This window comes from Sporosarcina sp. NCCP-2222 (genome assembly GCF_023168145.1).
Classification (GTDB): Bacteria; Bacillota; Bacilli; order Bacillales_A; family Planococcaceae; genus Sporosarcina.
In genome coordinates this window covers 314,306-333,455 of sequence record NZ_BQYK01000001.1, presented here as the reverse complement: position 1 = coordinate 333,455, position 19,150 = coordinate 314,306, and the positions used below count along the sequence as shown (strand labels likewise).

Here is a 19,150-nt window from a genome sequence, read left to right as displayed (position 1 = left end):
ATCGCTTATTGCAGAAGGCTAAATGGTAGGCGAAAGTTTTGGTAACAACTCTTTATGGGTCGCCGGCTTGACCCCAAATTGGACTTGCGGAGATGTTTATTCTGATATTAATCGTGTCTAGTTCAAGAAAGTGACAGTTGACATGATTAAAAATAGTGGTATTGAACTAGTCGTTTGAACGGAAAAGTGTAGAAATGATTGAGTAAAATTTTTTCTTTCTTACATCTCTTTCTTCCTCACCTCTTACCCATTTGCTATACTAAAACTACTAACCTATTCTCAAATTTCACCAGGAGTTGACGGGATGTCCATTTTTTCGCGCCGTTCGCGGACGGCTTCGCTTACGATTGAGGACGATGCGGTGCGGTATGTCCGCTTGAAGTCGCTCGATCCGCTTGTTGTGGAAGCGGCTGAGGAGATTGTGCTGCCGCCGAATACGATTGTCGATGGGAAGATTGTTGATGCGGAGACGTTGACCGTTCTTCTGGAAGGGGTTTTGAAAGATTGGGGCATCGCGAAGCGGGATGTCCGTTTTTTGGCCCCTGATACATATGTGCTGATCCGAAAAGTTTCTTATCCGGATGATGTGCAGCTGGATGAATTGAAGGGCCATTTCTTCATTGAAATCGGTTCGACGATCTATTTGCCTTTTGATGATCCGGTGTTCGACGTCGTTCCGTATACGCCGGCTGTGCAAGGCCATGAAGCGATTTTAATTGCGTCCAAAGAAAGTGTTTTAAACGGGTATGAGGATGTGCTGAAAGCCGTGAAGCTGGATCCGGTCGCTTGCGACATAAGTCCGCTCGCTTTGTATCGGCTGGCGCATCGGTTGTTTGCGTATGATGGTTCGGAGCATGTCATGCTTGCCGATCTGCACGCCGGTCGGTTGACAGTTTCGATTTTCCATAATTATTATCCTCTTTTTATGCGGCCTGTCGATTTGGATCAGGCGGCGGATTTGACGATTTCTGGAATAGCAGCTGCGGCCTCATCGACTGTCACGCCGATGTCTGTTGTTATGGAGCTTGAAAAACTGATGAACTTTTATCGATACAACATGCTGAACGGTGCTGCATCCATTACGCATCTCCTTGTAAATGGTGATTTTGAAGGTATGGACGAGCTTCTTGCTCTTGCTCGAGATCGTTTTTCCGTCAAGGCGCAAGTGTTGGCGGGTGAGCCGCTCCGTTTGCCGGATGGCCAAGCGCTTGATCCTTCTTTCAACCGGACTGTCGGCCTTGCACTGAAAGAGGTGACGTGATGCTGATCGATATTAATCTATTGCCTGAAAAGGAGAAGGAACGCTCTAGACTTTTGATCCTTGCGATCAGCCTGCTTGGCGTGGCCCTCCTTATTTGGGTGGTTTTCTTTGTTCTGGCGGGAAGACTTGCGTCGGATACTGAAAAATTGGACCAACAGATCATTGCCATCCAGCAGGACCAGGCAGCACTTCAGGGCAGTGAATCGTCCCAACCAGCAGGTGGTACGAAAACGGCTGTTGCTGATTTGGAGCAGTCGATTCGTTTTTTGGAAGGGCATCGGTATGAGACGTTGCCGCTTCTCCGTGACATGGTTGCATTGTTGCCGGAACGGGGCTTTTTCGTCAATTTCACGTTTACACAGCCTCATTTTGCAGAGGTGACCGTCCAGTTTGATGATAAACAAGCTGCTTCCTATTATCTCACACGCCTTCTTTCGAGTGAGGCAATCGTAGATGCTTCTATCGAATCGGTTACCGCTGAACACTTAGAGTCAGCAGACGGATCTCCTATGATGTCGTCTGAAATTCCGCGTTATCAAGCGACTTATATCATTGAATTCAATGATAGCCGAATGGCCGAGATGGAGGCTGTGCAGGAAACGGAGCAGGAAGGGGAGGATCCGGATGAGTAATTTGTCTAAACGGCAAAAGGAGATGGCTCTTGTTATCCTATCCGCCATCTTCCTGCTGGCTTTGTCTCTGTTCTCTTACTTCCGTCTCTATGTGCCTGCGAAGGAAGCCAATGCACTTGCAGCAAACACCGTTTCCAATGAACGTAATGTCCTGTTTGCGCTGGAAAAGCAAAAGGCGAAAGTGGAGACGGCTGGCTATTCAAGTTCCCGACCGCTGCAGGCGAAAGTGCCTGTTATTCCCCTGGATGACAAGGTCCTGCTTCAAATTGGCGAAGCCGAAGTGAAATCAGGGACGGTTGTCGAGGAAGTGAATTTCAGCCGTGAACCGCTTGTACTGGATCCCCCATCTGAGGATGCGGCGGTCATCCAAACACTTTTGGTCGAGGTCAAACTGCAAGCGGGTACCTACGCTCAAGTCGACCGTTTCATTAATGTGATCGAAGAGATGGATCGGATTTTTATTGTGGATTCAATGGAATTCACTGTTCCTGAGGAACTGCGAACTACATCCGAAGAACCACGGACACTGGAGTTATCTATTTCATTCAGAGCTTTTTATCGTCCCGATCTGACAGCTCTTTTGGATGAAGCGCCAAAAGTCGATGCGCCAAAGCCTGCTGCCAAGGACGATCCGAGTCCATTCAATTCGAACGGACCGGATGGGGAGGAGAGCGAGCAGTGACGGCTGTATACGTTGGGCTGTTTTTCGTGTATGGACTAATCTTCGGTTCTTTCTTTAACGTCGTCGGTTTGCGTGTGCCCAAAAAGGAGTCGATTGTCTCGCCGCCCTCCCATTGTGGTTCATGCGGGAGACAATTGAAGCCTCTGGACTTGATACCAGTTCTTTCTTATATCGTGTTGGGCGGCAAATGCCGTACTTGTGATAACCGAATCAGCTACATGTACCCGGTGATGGAGGTGGTGACGGGGCTTCTGTTTGCATACTCCTTCTATCATTTCGGCTGGAGCACTGAGCTGATGGTAGCAATTTTGCTATCCTCCATGCTCGTCATTATAACCGTTTCAGATTTTGCTTATATGATTATCCCCGATAAAGTGGTGCTGCCGGCCGCTGTGTTGTTTTTGGTTCTTCGTTTTTTCATCCCCCTTGATCCATGGTGGGACAGCGTGCTTGGTGGTGCAATTGGTTTTGCGGTTTTATTTCTGATCGCTGTCTTGTCGAAAGGCGGCATGGGCGGTGGAGATATAAAATTATTTCTTGCCATCGGGTTCGCCATCGGGACAGTCGATACCTTGCTTACGCTCTTTCTCGCATCCTTGGCGGGATCCATCGCTGGTATCATCCACTTGAAAAGAACAGGGAAAGGGCGCAAAACGCCTGTGCCTTTTGGTCCGTCCATTGCGTTAGCTGCACTTGTTTCCTATTTTTGGGGAGCCGCTTTTGTCGATTGGTACGGCAATTTATTTCAATAAGTCGATAAGTTTTTAAGAGCAAGGCGACATACGTCTTGTTCTTTTTCACATTCCGTTTGGTACAGTTACTAAAAACGGGGTGGACAGGCATGAACTTCAGAAGGAAGTATTCAAAGATAACAGTTCTGATGGCAGTGCTTCATGGTGTCGTGATCGGCGTCGCAGCGGTTGCCATTGTCGGATTCATTTTGGTCGGTACAGGGGATAAAGTGAAGGACAAAAAAGCCGCTGTAAAGGAGGTGCCTGCTTCGGGGCCACCTGCTGTCGAAGCGCCAGCAGACAATCCCGTACCAGGTGCGTCGCTACAATTGTACGCCAAGCAACATGGAGTCTTTTCGACAGACCAATCCGCTTCCGCCTTCATTGCGGGTCGGCCCGATCTCTCCGATGCGTCGGTTGTTAAAGCGCAAGACCAATATTTCGTCTGGAGTGCAATCGGGTTAACCGAACAGGAAATAGATGCGGATGCTGCACAAGAAACGTATCGAAAACCTTTTACAGTAGAAGCGGCCGCTTGTTCTGCATCAGGAGCAGGCAAATTGAAGGAGATATTGGCAGAAACGGATATAGCCAAAATTAAAGATTTGGCTGCTTCCTCAAGCAGTGATCCGAGTGGGGGAATCGGACCTGAGTTTGCAAAACAAATTACCGCCGTTACTGCGTTTACAAGCGATCTGCAAGTCATTCGTGTGTACTTATTATCTCATTATTCTATTAAAGACGGGTGTGCGAAAATTTCATTTTGAAGCCAATTAGGGTCAGAAAATGAAGATATCGCGTTTTCTGGACAATTTTCAATGAACCTTTTCTCAAGTATGATAGGGAAAAGGAGGTTTTCATAAATGAAATTTCTTAGCGAACAACAAATTGTCTTGGCTTCCTCTTCCCCAAGACGAAAGGAATTACTGGAGATGGCGGGCATTCCGTTTGAAGTGATGCCTAGTGATGTCGAGGAAGACCTGGAGTTGCAAGGGAGGGATTTCGAAGGCTTCGTCAAGACCCTGGCACAGACTAAAGCAGAAGCGGTTGCAGAAAAGTTGCAAGATGCGGTGGTCATCGGCGCTGATACAATCGTCGTATTTGAAGATGCCATATACCATAAGCCGGTTGATGCGCAAGAAGCAATCCGGTTTATGCGTGAGTTCTCTGGCAAAGCCCATTCGGTCTATACGGGGGTAGCGATTTTGCATGGTGGCCAAAGCAGCCTTTTATGTGAGCAAACTAAGGTGTTTTTCAAGGACTTGGATGATGATTTGATTGACTGGTATGTTGAATCAGGGGATCCCATGGACAAGGCGGGAGCGTATGGCATTCAGACGGCTGGTGCTCTGTTGGTCGATAAAATCGAAGGGGATTATTATAATGTTGTCGGCTTGCCGATCGCCAAATTGGCCAGCCGGTTGCGAGAGATGAACATCCTTTCCCTGCAAGGAGGCGACGCCTGAATTGACGAAGCTGAGGGGGCAAATGATGATTCGGGACGTCCATATTTCGGATAGGCCGCGTGAAAGATTAATCCGTCAAGGAGCGAGCAGTTTGTCGAACCAAGAACTGATTGCTATCTTGTTGCGGACTGGAACAAAAGAGGAATCGGTGCTGATGCTTGCCAACCGAATTTTAACGTCTTTTGATAAAATACAAGATCTTAGAGACGCTACCATTGAGGAAATGATGTCTGTCAAAGGAGTGGGGCAGGCAAAGGCCGTCCAGATTTTAGCTGCTGTTGAAATAGGAAAAAGGCTGTACCAGAAACATACGGAAGGACGATATACGATCCGTTCGCCGGAAGACGCGGCAGCCTATTTGATGACGGACATGTCAACGTTGCAGCAGGAACATTTTGTCGTGTTATTTTTAAATGTGAAAAATGAAGTGCTTCATAAACAGACGGTATTTATTGGCAGCCTGAACTCCTCGATTGTGCACCCGAGGGAGATTTTCAGGGAAGCAGTCAAGCGGTCGGCCGCCTCGATCATTGTCGCGCATAATCACCCGTCAGGCCACCCGGCGCCTTCTCCTGAGGACATCGAAGTGACAAAACGATTAGTTGAAGCAGGGTCTATTGTAGGCATTGATTTACTGGATCATGTCATCATTGGGGACCATCGTTTTATCAGTCTAAAAGAGAAAGGGTATATGTGACACTGTGAATTTGTTCTTCTATCCGTTATAATGTGTTGTATGATTTTAAGAAGACCATTTTTAACGGTCGAGAAGAAAGGAAGAACAGATTTGTTTGGATTAGGTTCAAGAGATGTCGGGATTGACCTTGGCACAGCTAATACATTAGTTTTCATTAAAGGTAAAGGTATTGTACTTCGGGAGCCTTCCGTCGTAGCGAAAAATACAGTGACAAATGAAATCGTAGCAGTCGGAAGCGCGGCGAAAAACATGATCGGGCGTACACCGGGGTCCATTGTGGCAACGCGTCCAATGAAAGATGGGGTTATCGCAGATTTTGAAATTACGACAGCGATGATCGAGCATTACATGAAAGAAGCGACAAAAGCGGCAGGAAGCGCTTGGAAAAAGCCAAATGTTATGGTTTGTGTTCCTTATGGCATCACATCTGTAGAACAGCGTGCGGTCATTGACGCGGCGAGACAAGCTGGGGCAAAAGATGCATTTACGATTGAAGAGCCATTTGCGGCAGCAATCGGAGCAAATTTGCCAGTTTGGGAACCTACAGGAAGTATGGTCGTCGATATAGGTGGCGGTACGACAGAGGTAGCTGTTATTTCTTTAGGCGGTATCGTTACGAGTGAATCGATCCGTGTTGGCGGTGACTCCATGGATGGAGCCATCATCAGTTACATACGCAAAACGTACAATTTGACGATTGGTGAACGGACTGCGGAAGCGATCAAAATCGAAATTGGATCGGCACGTGTAACGAATAAAGCAGATAAGATGGAAATCAGAGGCCGCGATTTATTGACAGGTTTGCCAAAAACTCTTGAAATCACATCGGACGAGATTGTAGAAGCACTTCGTGAATCCATTACACAAATTATTGAAGGCGTCAAAAAGACATTGGAAGCAACTCCACCTGAATTGTCTGCGGACGTCATGGAACGCGGAATTGTCTTGACGGGCGGCGGTGCGTTGCTGCAAAACTTGGACAAGGTGATTTCAGACGAGACGAATATGCCTGTTTTCATTGCGGAAGATCCGCTTGATTGTGTGGCGATCGGTACAGGCAAGGCGCTCGATAACTTCGATGTCATTAAAAAGATGCAAGCGAAATAAGTAGGGAGGATTTGGGCCAATGCCGCGATTTTTTTCAAATAAACGATTGATATTATTGCTCGTTGGCGTCATCGTGCTTGTGGCATTGATTTCATTCTCCCTGAAGGATCGCAGAAATGCTTCGATCCCAGAACAGATAGTGAAAGATGTCGTCGGCTTCGGACAATCCTTATTTTCGAAGCCGGCGCACTATATTACGGGCACAATCGAAAAGATTGACGGGATATTGAATACATATGAGGAAAACAAGCAATTGAAAGCGAGACTGCAAGAGTACGCTTCGAACCAAGTGGAGCTGGCTGACGTCAAAGCAGAAAACAAACGCTTGAGAGAGTTGATTGGTAAGACGGAAGACTTGCGGGCATTTGATCCGATCCAGGCGACGGTCATCTCGCGGAATCCCGATCAATGGGAGGAGAAAGTCATTGTCGACCGTGGCTCGACGAGCGGAGTGGAATTGGACATGGCGGTAATAACAGCGAAAGGGCTGGTCGGAAAAGTAGTTAATGTGACGAAAACGAATTCGACTATTGAACTTCTTTCGACAGAAAACCGTAATTTCCGAGTGGCTGCCGTCATCCCGGGTGAAACATCCGTATTTGGATTGATTGAAGGGTATGACCCGGACCGCAGAGAATTAATCATGAAACGGATTGATTCGAGTTTTGATGTTAAAGTGGGAATGAAAGTAGAATCTTCAGGGTTAGGCGGTATTTTCCCGAAAGGCCTTTATATCGGGGAAGTGACAGAAGTGTCGACAGATGATTACGGCTTGACGAAATTGGCCTATATCCGCCCGGCTGCGGATTTCTCCATGCTCGATCACGTTGTCATTGCCAAACGGAAGATGGAAGTATATAAAAATGGTACTGATACGGAGAGTCCGACGGAAGACCAGGGGGAGGATGAATCATGAGCCGGTTCATCATCCCTCTGCTTGCGGTCTGTCTCTTTTTCCTGGAGCCTGTTTTTAGTTTGTTTTCCCCGATCGACATAGGGGGCATGGAATATATACTTGTACCCCGTTTTGTCATCGTCTACCTCATTTTTCTCGCTGTCTATTACAATCAGAAGCGAGCCATCCTGTTAGGTTTAATACTTGGACTCTTGTATGATATGTATCACATTGATATTATTGGAGTATATACTTTTTTATATCCGCTGGTCTGTTATCTCGGTGCGTTGCTAATACGCCAAGTACATCGTCATATTGTTACCGTGATGTTCTTATCGGTGATACTCATCGTGTTACTTGAATTGCTTTCTTACTTCTTTGCCAGTCTGATTGCTTTGACTTCCATCCATTTGGATGAATTCATCGTGAGACGCCTGGTGCCGACGATGATTGCCAATGCCATCTTTATTGGAATGTTCGGCTGGTTGTTCAAAAAAGTGATGACCGGAAGAGGAATGCAAAATCAGGCCGGATCATAACTCAAGAAATTGTGGGGGACGCAAATGACGACGAAACAGCAATTTGTAACGATAAAAGGGACAAAAGACGGCCTTGTCCTCCGACTTGATGATAAATGCTCGTATTCGGATATGATTGCGGAACTCCGCAGAAAAGTGAGCGAAAACAGCCTAGAAGGCGTAGCAGAGGTTAAAGTCCACACGGGACACCGATTCTGCAATGAGGAAGAGCTGCGGGAGATTATGGCGATTGTGCATGAGTCGCCTCATCTGCGTGTCTCTAAAATTCAGAGTGATGTTATCTCTATGGATGAATGTAATCAGAAAATCGTTGAACGCCAGTCCGAAACGTATATCGGCATCGTTCGCTCTGGGCAAGTGATTGAAGCGGAAGGCGATCTCGTTGTCATCGGAGATGTCAACCCGAATGGCAAAGTCGTGGCTGCAGGAAGCATTTATGTGCTCGGGCGCCTGAAGGGGATGGCTCATGCCGGTGCTGGCGGAAACGAAAATTGTGTGATCGCTGCATCATGGCTTGAGGCAACGCATTTGATCATTGCTGATAAGATGGAAACGATGACGGACGAACTGACAATCTTATCGGAACAACCGGAAATGGAATGTGCCTACATTCATTCAAATGGCTTCATCGCCATTGATCGTTTGCAGGAACTTCGGATTCTCCGGCCAAATCTGTCAACTTTCAAAGGAGGAAGCTGATGTGGGGGAAGCAATTGTAATAACATCTGGTAAAGGCGGAGTCGGAAAGACAACGACTTCTGCGAACCTTGGAACTGCATTGGCCCTGCAAGGCAAAAAGGTATGCCTTGTTGATACAGATATCGGTCTACGGAATCTGGATGTCATCCTAGGCCTTGAAAATCGTATTATTTATGATCTCGTTGATGTGATCAAGGGCCGCTGTAAAGTTCACCAGGCCTTAGTGAAAGACAAGCGTTTCGAGGATGGGCTCTTTTTATTGCCAGCCGCTCAAACGACAGATAAAACCGCCATTTCCCCTGAAGAAATGAAAGAGCTGGTCACAGAATTGAAGCGTGATTATGATTACGTTTTAATCGATTGCCCGGCCGGTATTGAACAGGGTTATAAAAATGCTGTAGCTGGCGCGGATCGTGCCATTGTTGTCACGACGCCTGAAATCTCGGCTGTTCGGGACGCAGACCGAATCATCGGCCTGCTGGAAGCAGAGCCGATTGACCCGCCAAAGCTCATTATCAACCGGATCAAGAGCCAGCTCGTTAATCGGGGCGATGCGCTCGATGTCAATGAAATTACGACCCATCTATCGATTGATCTGCTTGGGATTGTGTTGGATGATGAAAACGTCATTTCTTCTTCTAACAAAGGAGAGCCTGTCGTGATGGACCCTTCCAACCCGGCGGCGATCGGTTACCGCAATATTGCGAGACGCATATTGGGTGAATCGGTTCCGCTCATGTCGTTGGATACAGGGAAACCCGGCTTTTTTGGGAAATTGAAATCATTATTTGCAAAATGACGCCTGCACACCTCTTGGTATGAAAAAATGCCAAGTAGGTGTGTTTTTATTTGGCCGCGCCGTTAGAAATGAAATGAACGACTGAACTTTCTTTCAATTCTCTTGGCGTTCGCCCATAATATTCTGCCTGTCCTCGTCATATACTGGGAAAAAGGCGGTGCGGCGGATGAAATGGAAAACAAAATGGATGGCAGCAATTGTTCTGACGATCGGAGTTATCGGCGTCGCGAAATTGGAAGAGGTTGGGCTGGTCAAGAAACCCGTTACACAATATGTTACGACGGGGAAGGATTTTATTGTGATGAAGAAATGGGTCGCTTCTATATTGGGAGACGATAAAACGGAAACGATAGCTGTTACGGGGAAGCAGGAGGATGAAGTTCCTTTTGCCTCGTATGAATCAATGCAACCCTATGAAAAAGGTGTCATCGTCTCGTATTCTCAACCAATGCCAGTTCTTGCCCGAGGGGATGGCCTGGTCGTTTTCACGGGGTCTACCAGACAATCGGGTAAAACAGTGACGGTTCTATATGATGATGGTGACGAGGTGACGTATGGATTTGTCGGAAGCATCTCGAAGTTGCCCTATACAACTGTAAAGAAAGGAGATACACTCGCTCTGATGAATGAAGAGACGATGTATTTGCAAGTGAAGCGGGAAGGAATAAATTTGGATGCCGACATGCTGGCCACGTATTTCTCGGAACCGGCCGATGCGAATTAAGCTCCACCCCATCCTTTTGCCGTTTTTTGCCTTTTTGGCTCTGACCGGCGGTATATCTCTTTATGCCCTCATTTTTCTGTCTCTATTAGTTCACGAGGCTGGACATGTTCTGGCCGCAAAATGGGCGGGAATGCGTGTCCGTTCCTGTACCATTCTTCCTTACGGCGGCGAGCTTTCCATACCGAAACGCTCTCTTTATTCTAAAAAGGCGAGGATTGGTGTAGCGCTGGGAGGTCCCATTGCAACAGCCCTGTTGCTGATAATCGTAAGTTTTAATACTGTACCGGGTTCTGCCGAGTTAAAGAGAATCCAGCTGGCCATCCTTCTGATAAACTTGCTCCCTATACTTCCTTTGGATGGAGGACAGGCGCTGAGTACGCTGCTGGAGCGTAAAGAAAAGAGACAACAATCGAAGTCTCTTTTTTTAATGGGTTCTATTCTTTTATTGGCGGCCGGATTGCTAGTTTTGCTGAATGGTTTTCCTGATACACTCCTCTATATGTGCTTAGCTGCTTTTCTATTGTTTCAGAATATATCTTCTTACCGATATCGCAAATACGAGTATGCTTATGAACGGTTAATTGAAAAACAGTTGACGCAGTAACCAGGGCGTGGTAATATTTTAATGTTATTGTTTGTAGCACCCGTGCTACAACCGCGCTGATAAGGTACAAGCATCCGTTTGGATCACCTTGGAGGGCGAGTCTGAGTCTATAGAGGAGGTGCAAGTATGTACGCAATCATTGAAACTGGTGGAAAACAAATCAAAGTCGAACAAGGCCAAGAAGTCTACATCGAAAAAGTAGTCGGCGAAGCTGAGGAAACTGTAACATTCGACAAAGTTCTATTCGTTGGTGGAGAAGACGTGAAAGTTGGCGCTCCATTCGTGGAAGGTGCAACGGTTACTGGTAAAATCGTTAAGCATGGCCGCGGCAAGAAGATCACTGTCTTCAAATACAAGCCGAAAAAGAACTACCACAAGAAGCAAGGTCATCGTCAGCCATACACGAAAGTTGTCATCGAAGGCATCAATCTGTAAGCCGGCATGATCGAAGTCATTATCACTGAACAGCCATCGGGCCGCATCAGCTCTTTTGAAATGAAAGGCCACGCCGACTTTGCCGAATATGGAAAAGACCTTGTCTGTGCAGGGGCTTCAGCCGTTTCGTTCGGATCCGTCAACGCGATCATCGCATTGACTGGAATTACGCCTGAAATTAAGCAAGGATCGGATGGAGGATATATGAAAGTAGACTTTCCGGTTACGGAAAAGGATGCTGATATCCAACTGATTGTCAGGGCGATGATTGTTTCATTGCAGACGATTGAACAAGATTATGGGAACCATATACAGATTACTTTCAAATGACAGGAGGTGGATCACATGCTACGTTTGGATCTCCAGTTTTTTGCATCGAAAAAAGGGGTAGGTTCTACAAAGAACGGTCGTGACTCTGAATCGAAACGTCTTGGCGCAAAACGCGCTGACGGACAATTCGTAACAGGCGGCTCAATCCTTTATCGCCAGCGCGGAACAAAAATTCACCCAGGTGAAAACGTTGGCCGCGGCGGTGACGATACACTTTTCGCAAAAGTTGACGGCGTTGTTCGTTTTGAACGTTTTGGCCGCGACAAGAAGAAAGTGAGCGTTTATCCTAAGGAAGCTTAATGGATATCAAGAAACAGGACTGCATAGTTAATATGCAGTCCTTTTTTGGATTCATCAGCGTTTCCTTCATGTATTTCCAACTGATGAAATGTTATACTTTAAAGTATGACACAGTTGGCGGTGAAAAAATGGATACCAAACAATTAACGGTGACGGAAGCGCTGAAATTTGCCAGACATGATTTTTTGAATGAGCTTCAGTTAATATTATTATATATCGATTTGGATAATAAAGAAGAAGCGAGGAAGGCGATTTTAGGAGCGACGGAACGGCAACGCTCCATGGCTATGCTGGAAAGGCTGCGCATGCCTTCGGTAGAGGAATGGCTGAATACGTTTGATTGGGTCCATACTGAATTCTCAAAACGGATTGAGTGCGATATTGTGGCAGCTGTTGATCGGGCAGTGGACGATCGTGCGGTAGCAGACTATTTGGAAACTGTAGTTCAATCGGTCGCAGCCGTTTTGAATCCTTTGGATGATCATGAGTTAATCATTCACGTATCAGCAACTGATTCGGAGTGGAGCATCCAAATGGAACTGGAAGAAACAGTGCCTGTTGTATGTCCGGCTACTACAGGCAATTTAAATATTACGATTACGGAAACGGCCGATGATGGCCAATGGACGTTCACGATTAGTGGGCGATAGGAGGAAGAACTATGTTTGTCGATCATGTAAAAGTATATGTCAAAGGCGGGGATGGCGGAGACGGGATGGTTGCGTTCCGCCGTGAGAAGTACGTCGCATACGGCGGCCCTGCTGGCGGTGACGGAGGCAAAGGAGGCGATGTCGTTTTTATCGTCGACGAAGGATTGCGGACGTTAATGGATTTCCGTTATCAGCGCCATTTTAAAGCGCCGCGAGGAGAGCATGGCGGCAGTAAGAACAAGCATGGCCGTGGAGGAGAAGATATGGTTGTCAAGGTTCCTCCTGGCACAGTCGTCAAGAATGCCGAGACAGACGAAGTTATCGCCGATCTCGTTGAGCACGGACAAACGGCTGTTATTGCAAAAGGCGGACGTGGCGGACGTGGAAATTCCCGTTTTGCGACACCACAGAATTCGGCGCCTGAACTGTCGGAAAAAGGAGAGCCGGGCGTGGAAAGGGAAATCGTGCTGGAACTGAAAGTTTTGGCAGACGCAGGCCTGGTCGGATTTCCTAGTGTCGGCAAATCGACGTTGCTTTCAGTTGTCTCTGCAGCCAAGCCGAAAATTGCAGATTATCATTTTACGACGCTCGTCCCAAATTTGGGTATGGTTGAAACAGTGGACAACCGGACCTTCGTGCTGGCGGATTTGCCTGGGTTGATTGAAGGGGCACATGAAGGTGTCGGGTTAGGGCATCAGTTCCTTCGCCATATTGAACGAACCCGCGTCATCATTCATGTGATCGATATGTCTGGATTGGAAGGACGAGATCCGTATGAAGATTACACAACGATTAATGCGGAGCTGGAACAATATAATTTGCGGTTGATGGAGCGCCCGCAGGTCATCGTGGCAAATAAGATGGACATGCCGGATTCGGAAGAGAACTTACAACTGTTCAAAGAGAAGCTGAACGATGAGTCCATCCGGATATTCCCGATCTCAGCGATCACCCGCCAAGGGCTGGATGATTTGTTGTTTGCGGTAGCTGATTTGCTGGAGACGACACCGGAATTCCCGATGTACGAAGAGCATGATGAAGAGGAGCATTCGGTCATGTATAAGCATGAGAGCGAAACGCCGGACTTCAAAATCACTCGGGATGATGACGGCGCCTATGTGCTGTCGGGTTATACGTTAGAACGCTTGTTCAAGATGACGGATTTCAATTTCGACCAATCTGTTCGGAAATTTGCAAGACAAATGCGTGGCATGGGAGTCGACGATGCGCTTCGTGAGCGCGGTGCACAGGATGGAGATATTGTTCGGATCCTGGATTTTGAATTTGAATTCATCGAATAAGAGAGAAGACCTGTAATTACGGTCCGTTTGGGGGAGGCGTGCTATGAATCCGCTTGGAAAAGGACAATTTTATCTTGTGCGGGAAGACGTTTTAACGGAATCGATGCAAAAAATGCTCGAGGCAAAACGACTGCTTGCGAGTGGGGAAGAACGGACAATCCAAGAAGCGACAAAACGGGTCGGCCTGTCCCGGAGTGCTTATTATAAATATCGGGATACGGTATTCCCGTTCGAATCCATCGCCAGAGAGCGCATCCTGACGATCTTCATTCAACTGGAAGATCGTCAAGGGTCTCTTGCGACCATTCTTCAAATCATTTCAGATGCAAGGTGCAACGTTCTGACAATCCACCAGACGATTCCAGTGCAGGGCCGTGCAAATATTACGTTATCGCTGGATGTAACGGAAATGCCGATAAAAATGGATGAATTCATGCAGCGCATGAAAGCGCCAAATTTTATCGATTCCGTCCATTTGATCAGTTCAGGCGCACTTTGAATTGGCTAGGAGGTTTACCATGGCTAAGGATACATTTACACCATCAGTCGCTTATTTAGGACCCGAGGCATCGTTCACGCATGTGGCGGCGACACAATTATTCGATGAGGCAGGCCTCGTGCCGCATCCGACGATTCCAGACTGTATCGAAGCCGTTTCGGCAGGGCATGTCGCCTACGCGATCGTCCCGCTCGAGAATGCACTTGAGGGTTCGGTACCGTTAACAATTGATTATTTATTCCATGGGAGCGAACTGTTTATCAATGCAGAAATATCGACTCCTATTGAACAACATTTAATGGTGAATAAATTACATACGAATGGCAGCGGAAAAGTGGAATCTGTCCACTCTCATCCGCACGCTCTCGCGCAATGCCATAAATATTTGCAATACCATTACCGGCGTGTTCCGCTTATCCAAACAACCTCTACAGCAGCTGCCGCGAAATATGTTGCAGAGCATCCTGAACAAAGGATTGCCGCCATCGGTAACCGATTGGCTGCCGAAAAATACGATCTGCATATTTCAGAGGAAAGCATTCATGATTTTCATTTTAATCATACCCGGTTCGTTGTCCTGTCATTGAGAAAAGGCCAGCTTGAAACGGACGGCCACTCAGGACAGCCGAAGACCACCCTGATGGTGAAGCTGCCAGAAGATGATCGGTCAGGGGTGCTGCATCAAATTCTATCAGTTTTCGCCTGGCGTAAATTAAATTTAAGTAAAATTGAATCCCGGCCTTTAAAGACGGGACTAGGGAATTACTTTTTCATCATTGATGTCATGGAATCGGAAGAACATCCGATGATGAAAGGCGCGATGGAGGAACTAGCCGCTCTTCATTGCTCGGTTCGCTCATTCGGCACATACTTTACATATGCATAATAAACGCCACGTTCAAAATTTTGAACGTGGCGTTTTATGTATATTGGCAGTCATCCGGCAGTATACATGGAAGTAAGGATGCCTAACGAAAATAAAGGTCACAAATACGGGCGTTCGTTCATACGATGGATTGATGGAAGGGGGATTTTTTTAGTGGAAGTCCATGTAGTGGTAAAAGGGGATACATTATGGAAAATCGCAAGGCAGTATGGGATTCCCTTTGAAGAGTTGAAACGGGTGAACGCCCATTTGGCGAACCCGGATTATATTGTGCCTGGAATGAAGATCTTTTTGCCTGCGAAACATGAACACCAAGCAAAGCCTGGAACGACATTACCTAAAACAAAAGGGGAAGCGGTAAAGCCCCATCAAAAACCGGCTCAGCCATCTAAACCGACGACTCCGGCGCCTCCAATTCCGCTGCCGACTGCAGAGGAATCACCAGAAGTGCCGAAGCCGCCAATGATGAAGCCGCCGAGTGCAACGAAACCACCTAGCCCGACGAAACCGCCTAGCTCGGAAAGGCCGCCAAGCGTGAAGCCGCCTGTTTCAAAGCCGCCTACCATGACACCGATACCGCCAACACCACAGTTGCCGCCAATGCCGCCGTCTATGCCGACTCTCGAAGAGGAATCACCAACAGTCCAAACACCACAGATGCCGCCGGTGGCAATGCCGTATCCAATGCCGATGCCATATCCGATGCCGCAATACATTCAACCAATCTTTACGATACCATGTGGATGCATGCCGTGTTTTGATGTCGATTGCCATCAGCATATGCATCCGATGCAACAACCTCATATGCAGGCACCACAAATGCAAATGCCACAAATGCAAATGCCATACATGCCTGAAGTGAAAGAGGATTATAAGGAAGAGTCGCCAATCTGTCCTGGGCAGGCACCAGGCGCGTTCCCACCGCAATATCCGATGTCGGGTGGTTGGAAAATGGTGGAGTCACCGATGTTTGAAAAAGAAGAGAAGGAATCACCGATGATGCAGCAGCAATGGGAGGAATCCGTGCACTGTCCGCCTGAACAGGGGTATGTGCCTCAAATGATTTCGCCTGCTCAAAATCAGCCATTTCACATCTATCCAATGCAACCGCAGCCTTACCAGTTCGGTTGCAGTCAAGGCTGTGACTGTGGATGCGGACAACAGCCTATGCATGTTTCACCAATGTACCAGCACCCGTGCTGGGGCATGCCGGCACCGTATCATGGACCGTATCATCCGATGCCGATAGCTGGACCACAATACGGCTACAACTCGTACGGAGCTTATTGACCGGCGTATGACGCTGGAGCCCAATGTCAAGCAGATCAAAGATAATGTGTGGAAAGTGGAAGAGGCCGGTAAGAAATATTCGTTGAAGCAATATAGTTCCCTGTCTACTGCCGTCAAAGTGAAATATGTCCATGAAGAATTGGAGAAAATGAATTTTCCGCATATCGTGCCATTACTGCCGACGGAGGATCGATTGTTGCTCAAACAACCATGGCTGGAAAATGCAAGGCCGGTCAGCTACAAACGCCGGTCGGATCGAACAGATTCTTTAACTGCATTGCGGGAACTTCACCAGACAGATCGGCATTTTAATTGGAAGGTGTCTCCCTATTTGCATACTTATCCATTAATGATGAAATGGACCGACCGGCTTAGCCGGTTCCTCGATCATCGAGCTTTTTTTCAACAACTGATTGGTGTTCGCCGAGTACAGGAAATCATTTTTTATGCTAAGGAAGCATTGCCGATTGTTAAGCAACACGCCAAAGAAGCAATCGGGCAGCACACCTTACTGCATGGAGACGTAGTGCACCATAATATTCTACGGGATGAAAATGGGGTTATACGTTTAATTGATTTCGATCTGGCTTGCACCTCACACCCGGATACCGAGCTGGCGTTATGGAGCCATCGGGTTTTACCGCATGTCTCCTACAATGTCGATTTTCTCTTTGACGAACAACAGGCGCTTGACAAGATGAACCGAAGTGCAAAAGCGATGCTATTGTATCCAAATGAAATACTCAGGGAATGGCTTCATCTCTTGACGCTGCCCGAACACAATCAGCAAAAGTTGGCGAGGCAGCTCATCCCGTTTACGGAAGCCGCGTTATTTGCTTGGCCGAAGTTATGGTATGACGTGGAAAAAAGGATGAAGTAATATGGGGAGTCCATTATCTACATGACCTTTTCGGTGAGATGCTACCTTTTGAATGGAACAGGAATCGAGGGTTCGTTTAAAAACGATAAGAGATAACTGGATGGCCGCTCTTGCAGCGGCTTTTTTTTGTTAGAATGAATGGTTTGTTTTACTTAATTAGTTAGCAGGTAAAGGATACGTAGAGATGCATTATGCGTGGGTACGTGATGGTTATGCGCGGGTGTGGTGAATCAATGCGCAGTTGCCATGAGTGATGCATGGTGGATAGCTATTTTTTAAAATGAATAGACGGTATCCTTTGGTAATGTAAATTAATGCATAGAAGGAAGCTGCAAAGGCTCGCTGGTCTTATGTTTATTGCGCGAAAACAGGAACAATATCGAATCAGATAAAAAAGGATGGATGACAGATAATACTTTCATTTCTCTTCCATGTAATCTATTGCTCTTGGATAGGTAGAAAACCCGTTCGTATGCTATAATCGTAATATTGATGTAGGGGGAGAGTTCTTTGTACGATTATATAAAAGGCAAGGTTACGCGTGTAACGCCGGAATACATAACGCTGGAACAAGGCGGAATCGGTTATCAGATTATGACACCGAACCCTTATGTGTTCCATCAGACGGAAGAGATCCAGCAAGTTTTCACCTATATGCATGTCAGAGAAGATATGCAATGGTTGTTAGGCTTTAAAACATTGGAGCAGCGGGAGCTGTTCAAAAAGTTGATAACTGTGTCCGGTATTGGCCCGAAAGGTGCTTTGGCTATTTTGGCGAGCGGCATTCCTTCGCAAGTCGTCGGTGCGATTGAACGGGAGGACGAGAGTTTTCTGACGAAATTCCCAGGGGTGGGCAAGAAGACAGCACGCCAGATGATTCTGGATTTGAAAGGTAAATTGCATGATCTGTTTCTCGAGATCGACATGCCCGGTGACGAGCCATCCCTGTTATCGATGGCAGAAAACGATGATTTGGAAGAGGCGCTATTGGCCCTTGAAGCACTTGGGTATTCCGCTAGGGAGCTGTCGAAGGTGAAACCACATCTTCAAAAAGAGGAGCGCGACACGGAAGGCTATATGAAATTGGCTTTGCAGCTTTTATTGAAACAGAAATAGAGTTGAAAGGAGGGGGCTTGGATGGAACGGGTCGTATCCAGTGAACATTCCCATTTTGATGAAGGATTTGAGCAGTCGCTCAGGCCGCAGACATTGTCACAATATATTGGACAGGCACAGGTAAAAGAAAATCTGAGCATTTTCATCGAGGCGGCCAAAGGGCGTAATGAGAGTTTGGATCATGTTTTGCTGTATGGGCCGCCAGGACTTGGCAAGACGACGCTTGCAGCCGTTATTGCGAATGAAATGGGTGTGAATGTCAGAATGACGAGCGGTCCTGCAATCGAACGTCCTGGTGATCTGGCTGCAGTCGTTTCCTCCCTAGAACCCGGTGATGTTCTATTCATTGATGAGATCCATCGTTTAAATCGGGCTATTGAGGAAGTCCTTTATCCGGCAATGGAGGATTTTTGCCTTGATATCGTTGTCGGCAAAGGGCCGGCTGCCAAATCAATCCGGCTCGATTTGCCTCCATTCACATTGATCGGCGCAACGACGAGAGCCGGATCCTTATCGGCTCCGCTGCGAGATCGCTTTGGCGTGCCGCTCAGGCTGGAATATTATGAAGTGAAGCCTCTGCAAGAAATTATCCAGCGCAGCGCGGGTTTATTTGACGTGGAGATCATG

General features: G+C 47.1%; 25 protein-coding genes and 1 other annotated feature. All 25 genes read left to right on the top strand.

What is annotated here, in order from left to right:
- Window positions 1-304 precede the first annotated feature (304 nt).
- The gene (gene pilM, locus NCCP2222_RS01885) at window positions 305-1,261 is read left to right on the top strand and encodes a type IV pilus biogenesis protein PilM (RefSeq protein ID WP_248509072.1); all 957 of its coding nucleotides are present in this window, start codon (window positions 305-307) and stop codon (window positions 1,259-1,261) included.
- Entirely contained in the window at window positions 1,261-1,893 is a 633-nt protein-coding gene (locus tag NCCP2222_RS01880) for a hypothetical protein (RefSeq protein WP_248509067.1), read from the top strand. Before pilM ends, NCCP2222_RS01880 begins: the two co-directional genes overlap by 1 nt.
- Window positions 1,886-2,575, top strand: coding sequence for a pilus assembly protein PilO (locus NCCP2222_RS01875; protein WP_248509065.1), 690 nt, complete (start codon window positions 1,886-1,888; stop codon window positions 2,573-2,575). The genes NCCP2222_RS01880 and NCCP2222_RS01875 overlap by 8 nt, the downstream gene beginning before the upstream one ends.
- Window positions 2,572-3,327, top strand: coding sequence for a prepilin peptidase (locus NCCP2222_RS01870; RefSeq protein ID WP_248509063.1), 756 nt, complete (start codon window positions 2,572-2,574; stop codon window positions 3,325-3,327). Before NCCP2222_RS01875 ends, NCCP2222_RS01870 begins: the two co-directional genes overlap by 4 nt.
- An 89-nt stretch (window positions 3,328-3,416) precedes the next feature.
- Window positions 3,417-4,073 (top strand): hypothetical protein, encoded by a 657-nt coding sequence (locus tag NCCP2222_RS01865; RefSeq protein ID WP_248509061.1) that lies wholly within the window; start codon window positions 3,417-3,419, stop codon window positions 4,071-4,073.
- A gap of 96 nt (window positions 4,074-4,169) precedes the next feature.
- Window positions 4,170-4,772 (top strand): Maf family protein, encoded by a 603-nt coding sequence (locus NCCP2222_RS01860; RefSeq protein WP_248509060.1) that lies wholly within the window; start codon window positions 4,170-4,172, stop codon window positions 4,770-4,772.
- 22 nt (window positions 4,773-4,794) lie between these two features.
- Window positions 4,795-5,469: a RadC family protein gene (radC, locus tag NCCP2222_RS01855; protein WP_248509769.1), complete on the top strand. Its 675-nt coding sequence runs from the start codon at window positions 4,795-4,797 to the stop codon at window positions 5,467-5,469.
- A 90-nt stretch (window positions 5,470-5,559) separates the two neighbouring features.
- Window positions 5,560-6,576: a rod shape-determining protein gene (locus NCCP2222_RS01850; protein WP_184210408.1), complete on the top strand. Its 1,017-nt coding sequence runs from the start codon at window positions 5,560-5,562 to the stop codon at window positions 6,574-6,576.
- A gap of 19 nt (window positions 6,577-6,595) precedes the next feature.
- Window positions 6,596-7,492 carry a rod shape-determining protein MreC gene (gene mreC / locus NCCP2222_RS01845; protein WP_248509059.1) on the top strand — a complete coding sequence of 299 codons (897 nt, stop codon included), beginning with the start codon at window positions 6,596-6,598 and terminating at the stop codon, window positions 7,490-7,492.
- Window positions 7,489-8,010: a rod shape-determining protein MreD gene (mreD, locus tag NCCP2222_RS01840; protein WP_238082287.1), complete on the top strand. Its 522-nt coding sequence runs from the start codon at window positions 7,489-7,491 to the stop codon at window positions 8,008-8,010. Before mreC ends, mreD begins: the two co-directional genes overlap by 4 nt.
- Before the next feature lie 24 nt (window positions 8,011-8,034).
- Window positions 8,035-8,709, top strand: a complete 675-nt coding sequence (minC, locus tag NCCP2222_RS01835; RefSeq protein WP_248509055.1) for a septum site-determining protein MinC — start codon at window positions 8,035-8,037, stop codon at window positions 8,707-8,709.
- Between the two features lies 1 nt (window position 8,710).
- On the top strand, window positions 8,711-9,508 hold the full coding sequence (gene minD, locus NCCP2222_RS01830; protein WP_248509054.1) for a septum site-determining protein MinD: 798 nt from the start codon (window positions 8,711-8,713) through the stop codon (window positions 9,506-9,508).
- A 166-nt stretch (window positions 9,509-9,674) separates the two neighbouring features.
- Window positions 9,675-10,232 carry a peptidoglycan DD-metalloendopeptidase family protein gene (locus NCCP2222_RS01825; protein ID WP_248509053.1) on the top strand — a complete coding sequence of 186 codons (558 nt, stop codon included), beginning with the start codon at window positions 9,675-9,677 and terminating at the stop codon, window positions 10,230-10,232.
- Window positions 10,222-10,836 (top strand): site-2 protease family protein, encoded by a 615-nt coding sequence (locus NCCP2222_RS01820; protein WP_248509052.1) that lies wholly within the window; start codon window positions 10,222-10,224, stop codon window positions 10,834-10,836. The genes NCCP2222_RS01825 and NCCP2222_RS01820 overlap by 11 nt, the downstream gene beginning before the upstream one ends.
- A 39-nt stretch (window positions 10,837-10,875) precedes the next feature.
- Window positions 10,876-10,949, top strand: a sequence feature (ribosomal protein L21 leader region).
- 13 nt (window positions 10,950-10,962) lie between these two features.
- The gene (gene rplU / locus NCCP2222_RS01815) at window positions 10,963-11,271 is read left to right on the top strand and encodes a 50S ribosomal protein L21 (RefSeq protein WP_184210394.1); all 309 of its coding nucleotides are present in this window, start codon (window positions 10,963-10,965) and stop codon (window positions 11,269-11,271) included.
- 6 nt (window positions 11,272-11,277) lie between these two features.
- Entirely contained in the window at window positions 11,278-11,601 is a 324-nt protein-coding gene (locus tag NCCP2222_RS01810; protein WP_248509047.1) for a ribosomal-processing cysteine protease Prp, read from the top strand.
- Window positions 11,602-11,616: 15 nt separating this feature from the next.
- Entirely contained in the window at window positions 11,617-11,901 is a 285-nt protein-coding gene (rpmA, locus tag NCCP2222_RS01805; RefSeq protein ID WP_238082273.1) for a 50S ribosomal protein L27, read from the top strand.
- 128 nt (window positions 11,902-12,029) lie between these two features.
- Window positions 12,030-12,551 carry a Spo0B domain-containing protein gene (locus tag NCCP2222_RS01800; protein ID WP_248509045.1) on the top strand — a complete coding sequence of 174 codons (522 nt, stop codon included), beginning with the start codon at window positions 12,030-12,032 and terminating at the stop codon, window positions 12,549-12,551.
- 11 nt (window positions 12,552-12,562) lie between these two features.
- Window positions 12,563-13,852: a GTPase ObgE gene (obgE, locus tag NCCP2222_RS01795; protein WP_248509043.1), complete on the top strand. Its 1,290-nt coding sequence runs from the start codon at window positions 12,563-12,565 to the stop codon at window positions 13,850-13,852.
- Between the two features lie 43 nt (window positions 13,853-13,895).
- Window positions 13,896-14,351: an ACT domain-containing protein gene (locus NCCP2222_RS01790; protein ID WP_248509041.1), complete on the top strand. Its 456-nt coding sequence runs from the start codon at window positions 13,896-13,898 to the stop codon at window positions 14,349-14,351.
- A 19-nt stretch (window positions 14,352-14,370) separates the two neighbouring features.
- Window positions 14,371-15,237: a prephenate dehydratase gene (gene pheA, locus NCCP2222_RS01785; protein ID WP_248509040.1), complete on the top strand. Its 867-nt coding sequence runs from the start codon at window positions 14,371-14,373 to the stop codon at window positions 15,235-15,237.
- A 153-nt stretch (window positions 15,238-15,390) separates the two neighbouring features.
- A complete protein-coding gene (locus NCCP2222_RS20705) occupies window positions 15,391-16,527 on the top strand; it encodes a LysM peptidoglycan-binding domain-containing protein (RefSeq protein WP_282570629.1) in 1,137 nt (378 codons plus the stop codon).
- Between the two features lie 7 nt (window positions 16,528-16,534).
- Window positions 16,535-17,407: an aminoglycoside phosphotransferase family protein gene (locus tag NCCP2222_RS01775; RefSeq protein WP_248509038.1), complete on the top strand. Its 873-nt coding sequence runs from the start codon at window positions 16,535-16,537 to the stop codon at window positions 17,405-17,407.
- Window positions 17,408-17,917: 510 nt separating this feature from the next.
- The gene (ruvA, locus tag NCCP2222_RS01770) at window positions 17,918-18,523 is read left to right on the top strand and encodes a Holliday junction branch migration protein RuvA (protein ID WP_238082260.1); all 606 of its coding nucleotides are present in this window, start codon (window positions 17,918-17,920) and stop codon (window positions 18,521-18,523) included.
- 21 nt (window positions 18,524-18,544) lie between these two features.
- Window positions 18,545-19,150, top strand: a 606-nt coding sequence (ruvB, locus tag NCCP2222_RS01765) for a Holliday junction branch migration DNA helicase RuvB (RefSeq protein WP_248509036.1), incomplete at its 3' end; no start/stop codon positions are given.

Coding starts and splice junctions, on each gene's coding strand:
- pilM (WP_248509072.1), top strand. CDS start 305: ATGTCCATTTTTTCGCGCCGTTCGCGGACGGCTTCGCTTACGATTGAG.
- NCCP2222_RS01880 (WP_248509067.1), top strand. CDS start 1,261: ATGCTGATCGATATTAATCTATTGCCTGAAAAGGAGAAGGAACGCTCT.
- NCCP2222_RS01875 (WP_248509065.1), top strand. CDS start 1,886: ATGAGTAATTTGTCTAAACGGCAAAAGGAGATGGCTCTTGTTATCCTA.
- NCCP2222_RS01865 (WP_248509061.1), top strand. CDS start 3,417: ATGAACTTCAGAAGGAAGTATTCAAAGATAACAGTTCTGATGGCAGTG.
- NCCP2222_RS01860 (WP_248509060.1), top strand. CDS start 4,170: ATGAAATTTCTTAGCGAACAACAAATTGTCTTGGCTTCCTCTTCCCCA.
- radC (WP_248509769.1), top strand. CDS start 4,795: ATGATGATTCGGGACGTCCATATTTCGGATAGGCCGCGTGAAAGATTA.
- mreC (WP_248509059.1), top strand. CDS start 6,596: ATGCCGCGATTTTTTTCAAATAAACGATTGATATTATTGCTCGTTGGC.
- mreD (WP_238082287.1), top strand. CDS start 7,489: ATGAGCCGGTTCATCATCCCTCTGCTTGCGGTCTGTCTCTTTTTCCTG.
- minC (WP_248509055.1), top strand. CDS start 8,035: ATGACGACGAAACAGCAATTTGTAACGATAAAAGGGACAAAAGACGGC.
- NCCP2222_RS01825 (WP_248509053.1), top strand. CDS start 9,675: ATGAAATGGAAAACAAAATGGATGGCAGCAATTGTTCTGACGATCGGA.
- NCCP2222_RS01820 (WP_248509052.1), top strand. CDS start 10,222: ATGCGAATTAAGCTCCACCCCATCCTTTTGCCGTTTTTTGCCTTTTTG.
- rplU (WP_184210394.1), top strand. CDS start 10,963: ATGTACGCAATCATTGAAACTGGTGGAAAACAAATCAAAGTCGAACAA.
- NCCP2222_RS01810 (WP_248509047.1), top strand. CDS start 11,278: ATGATCGAAGTCATTATCACTGAACAGCCATCGGGCCGCATCAGCTCT.
- rpmA (WP_238082273.1), top strand. CDS start 11,617: ATGCTACGTTTGGATCTCCAGTTTTTTGCATCGAAAAAAGGGGTAGGT.
- NCCP2222_RS01800 (WP_248509045.1), top strand. CDS start 12,030: ATGGATACCAAACAATTAACGGTGACGGAAGCGCTGAAATTTGCCAGA.
- obgE (WP_248509043.1), top strand. CDS start 12,563: ATGTTTGTCGATCATGTAAAAGTATATGTCAAAGGCGGGGATGGCGGA.
- NCCP2222_RS01790 (WP_248509041.1), top strand. CDS start 13,896: ATGAATCCGCTTGGAAAAGGACAATTTTATCTTGTGCGGGAAGACGTT.
- pheA (WP_248509040.1), top strand. CDS start 14,371: ATGGCTAAGGATACATTTACACCATCAGTCGCTTATTTAGGACCCGAG.
- NCCP2222_RS01775 (WP_248509038.1), top strand. CDS start 16,535: ATGACGCTGGAGCCCAATGTCAAGCAGATCAAAGATAATGTGTGGAAA.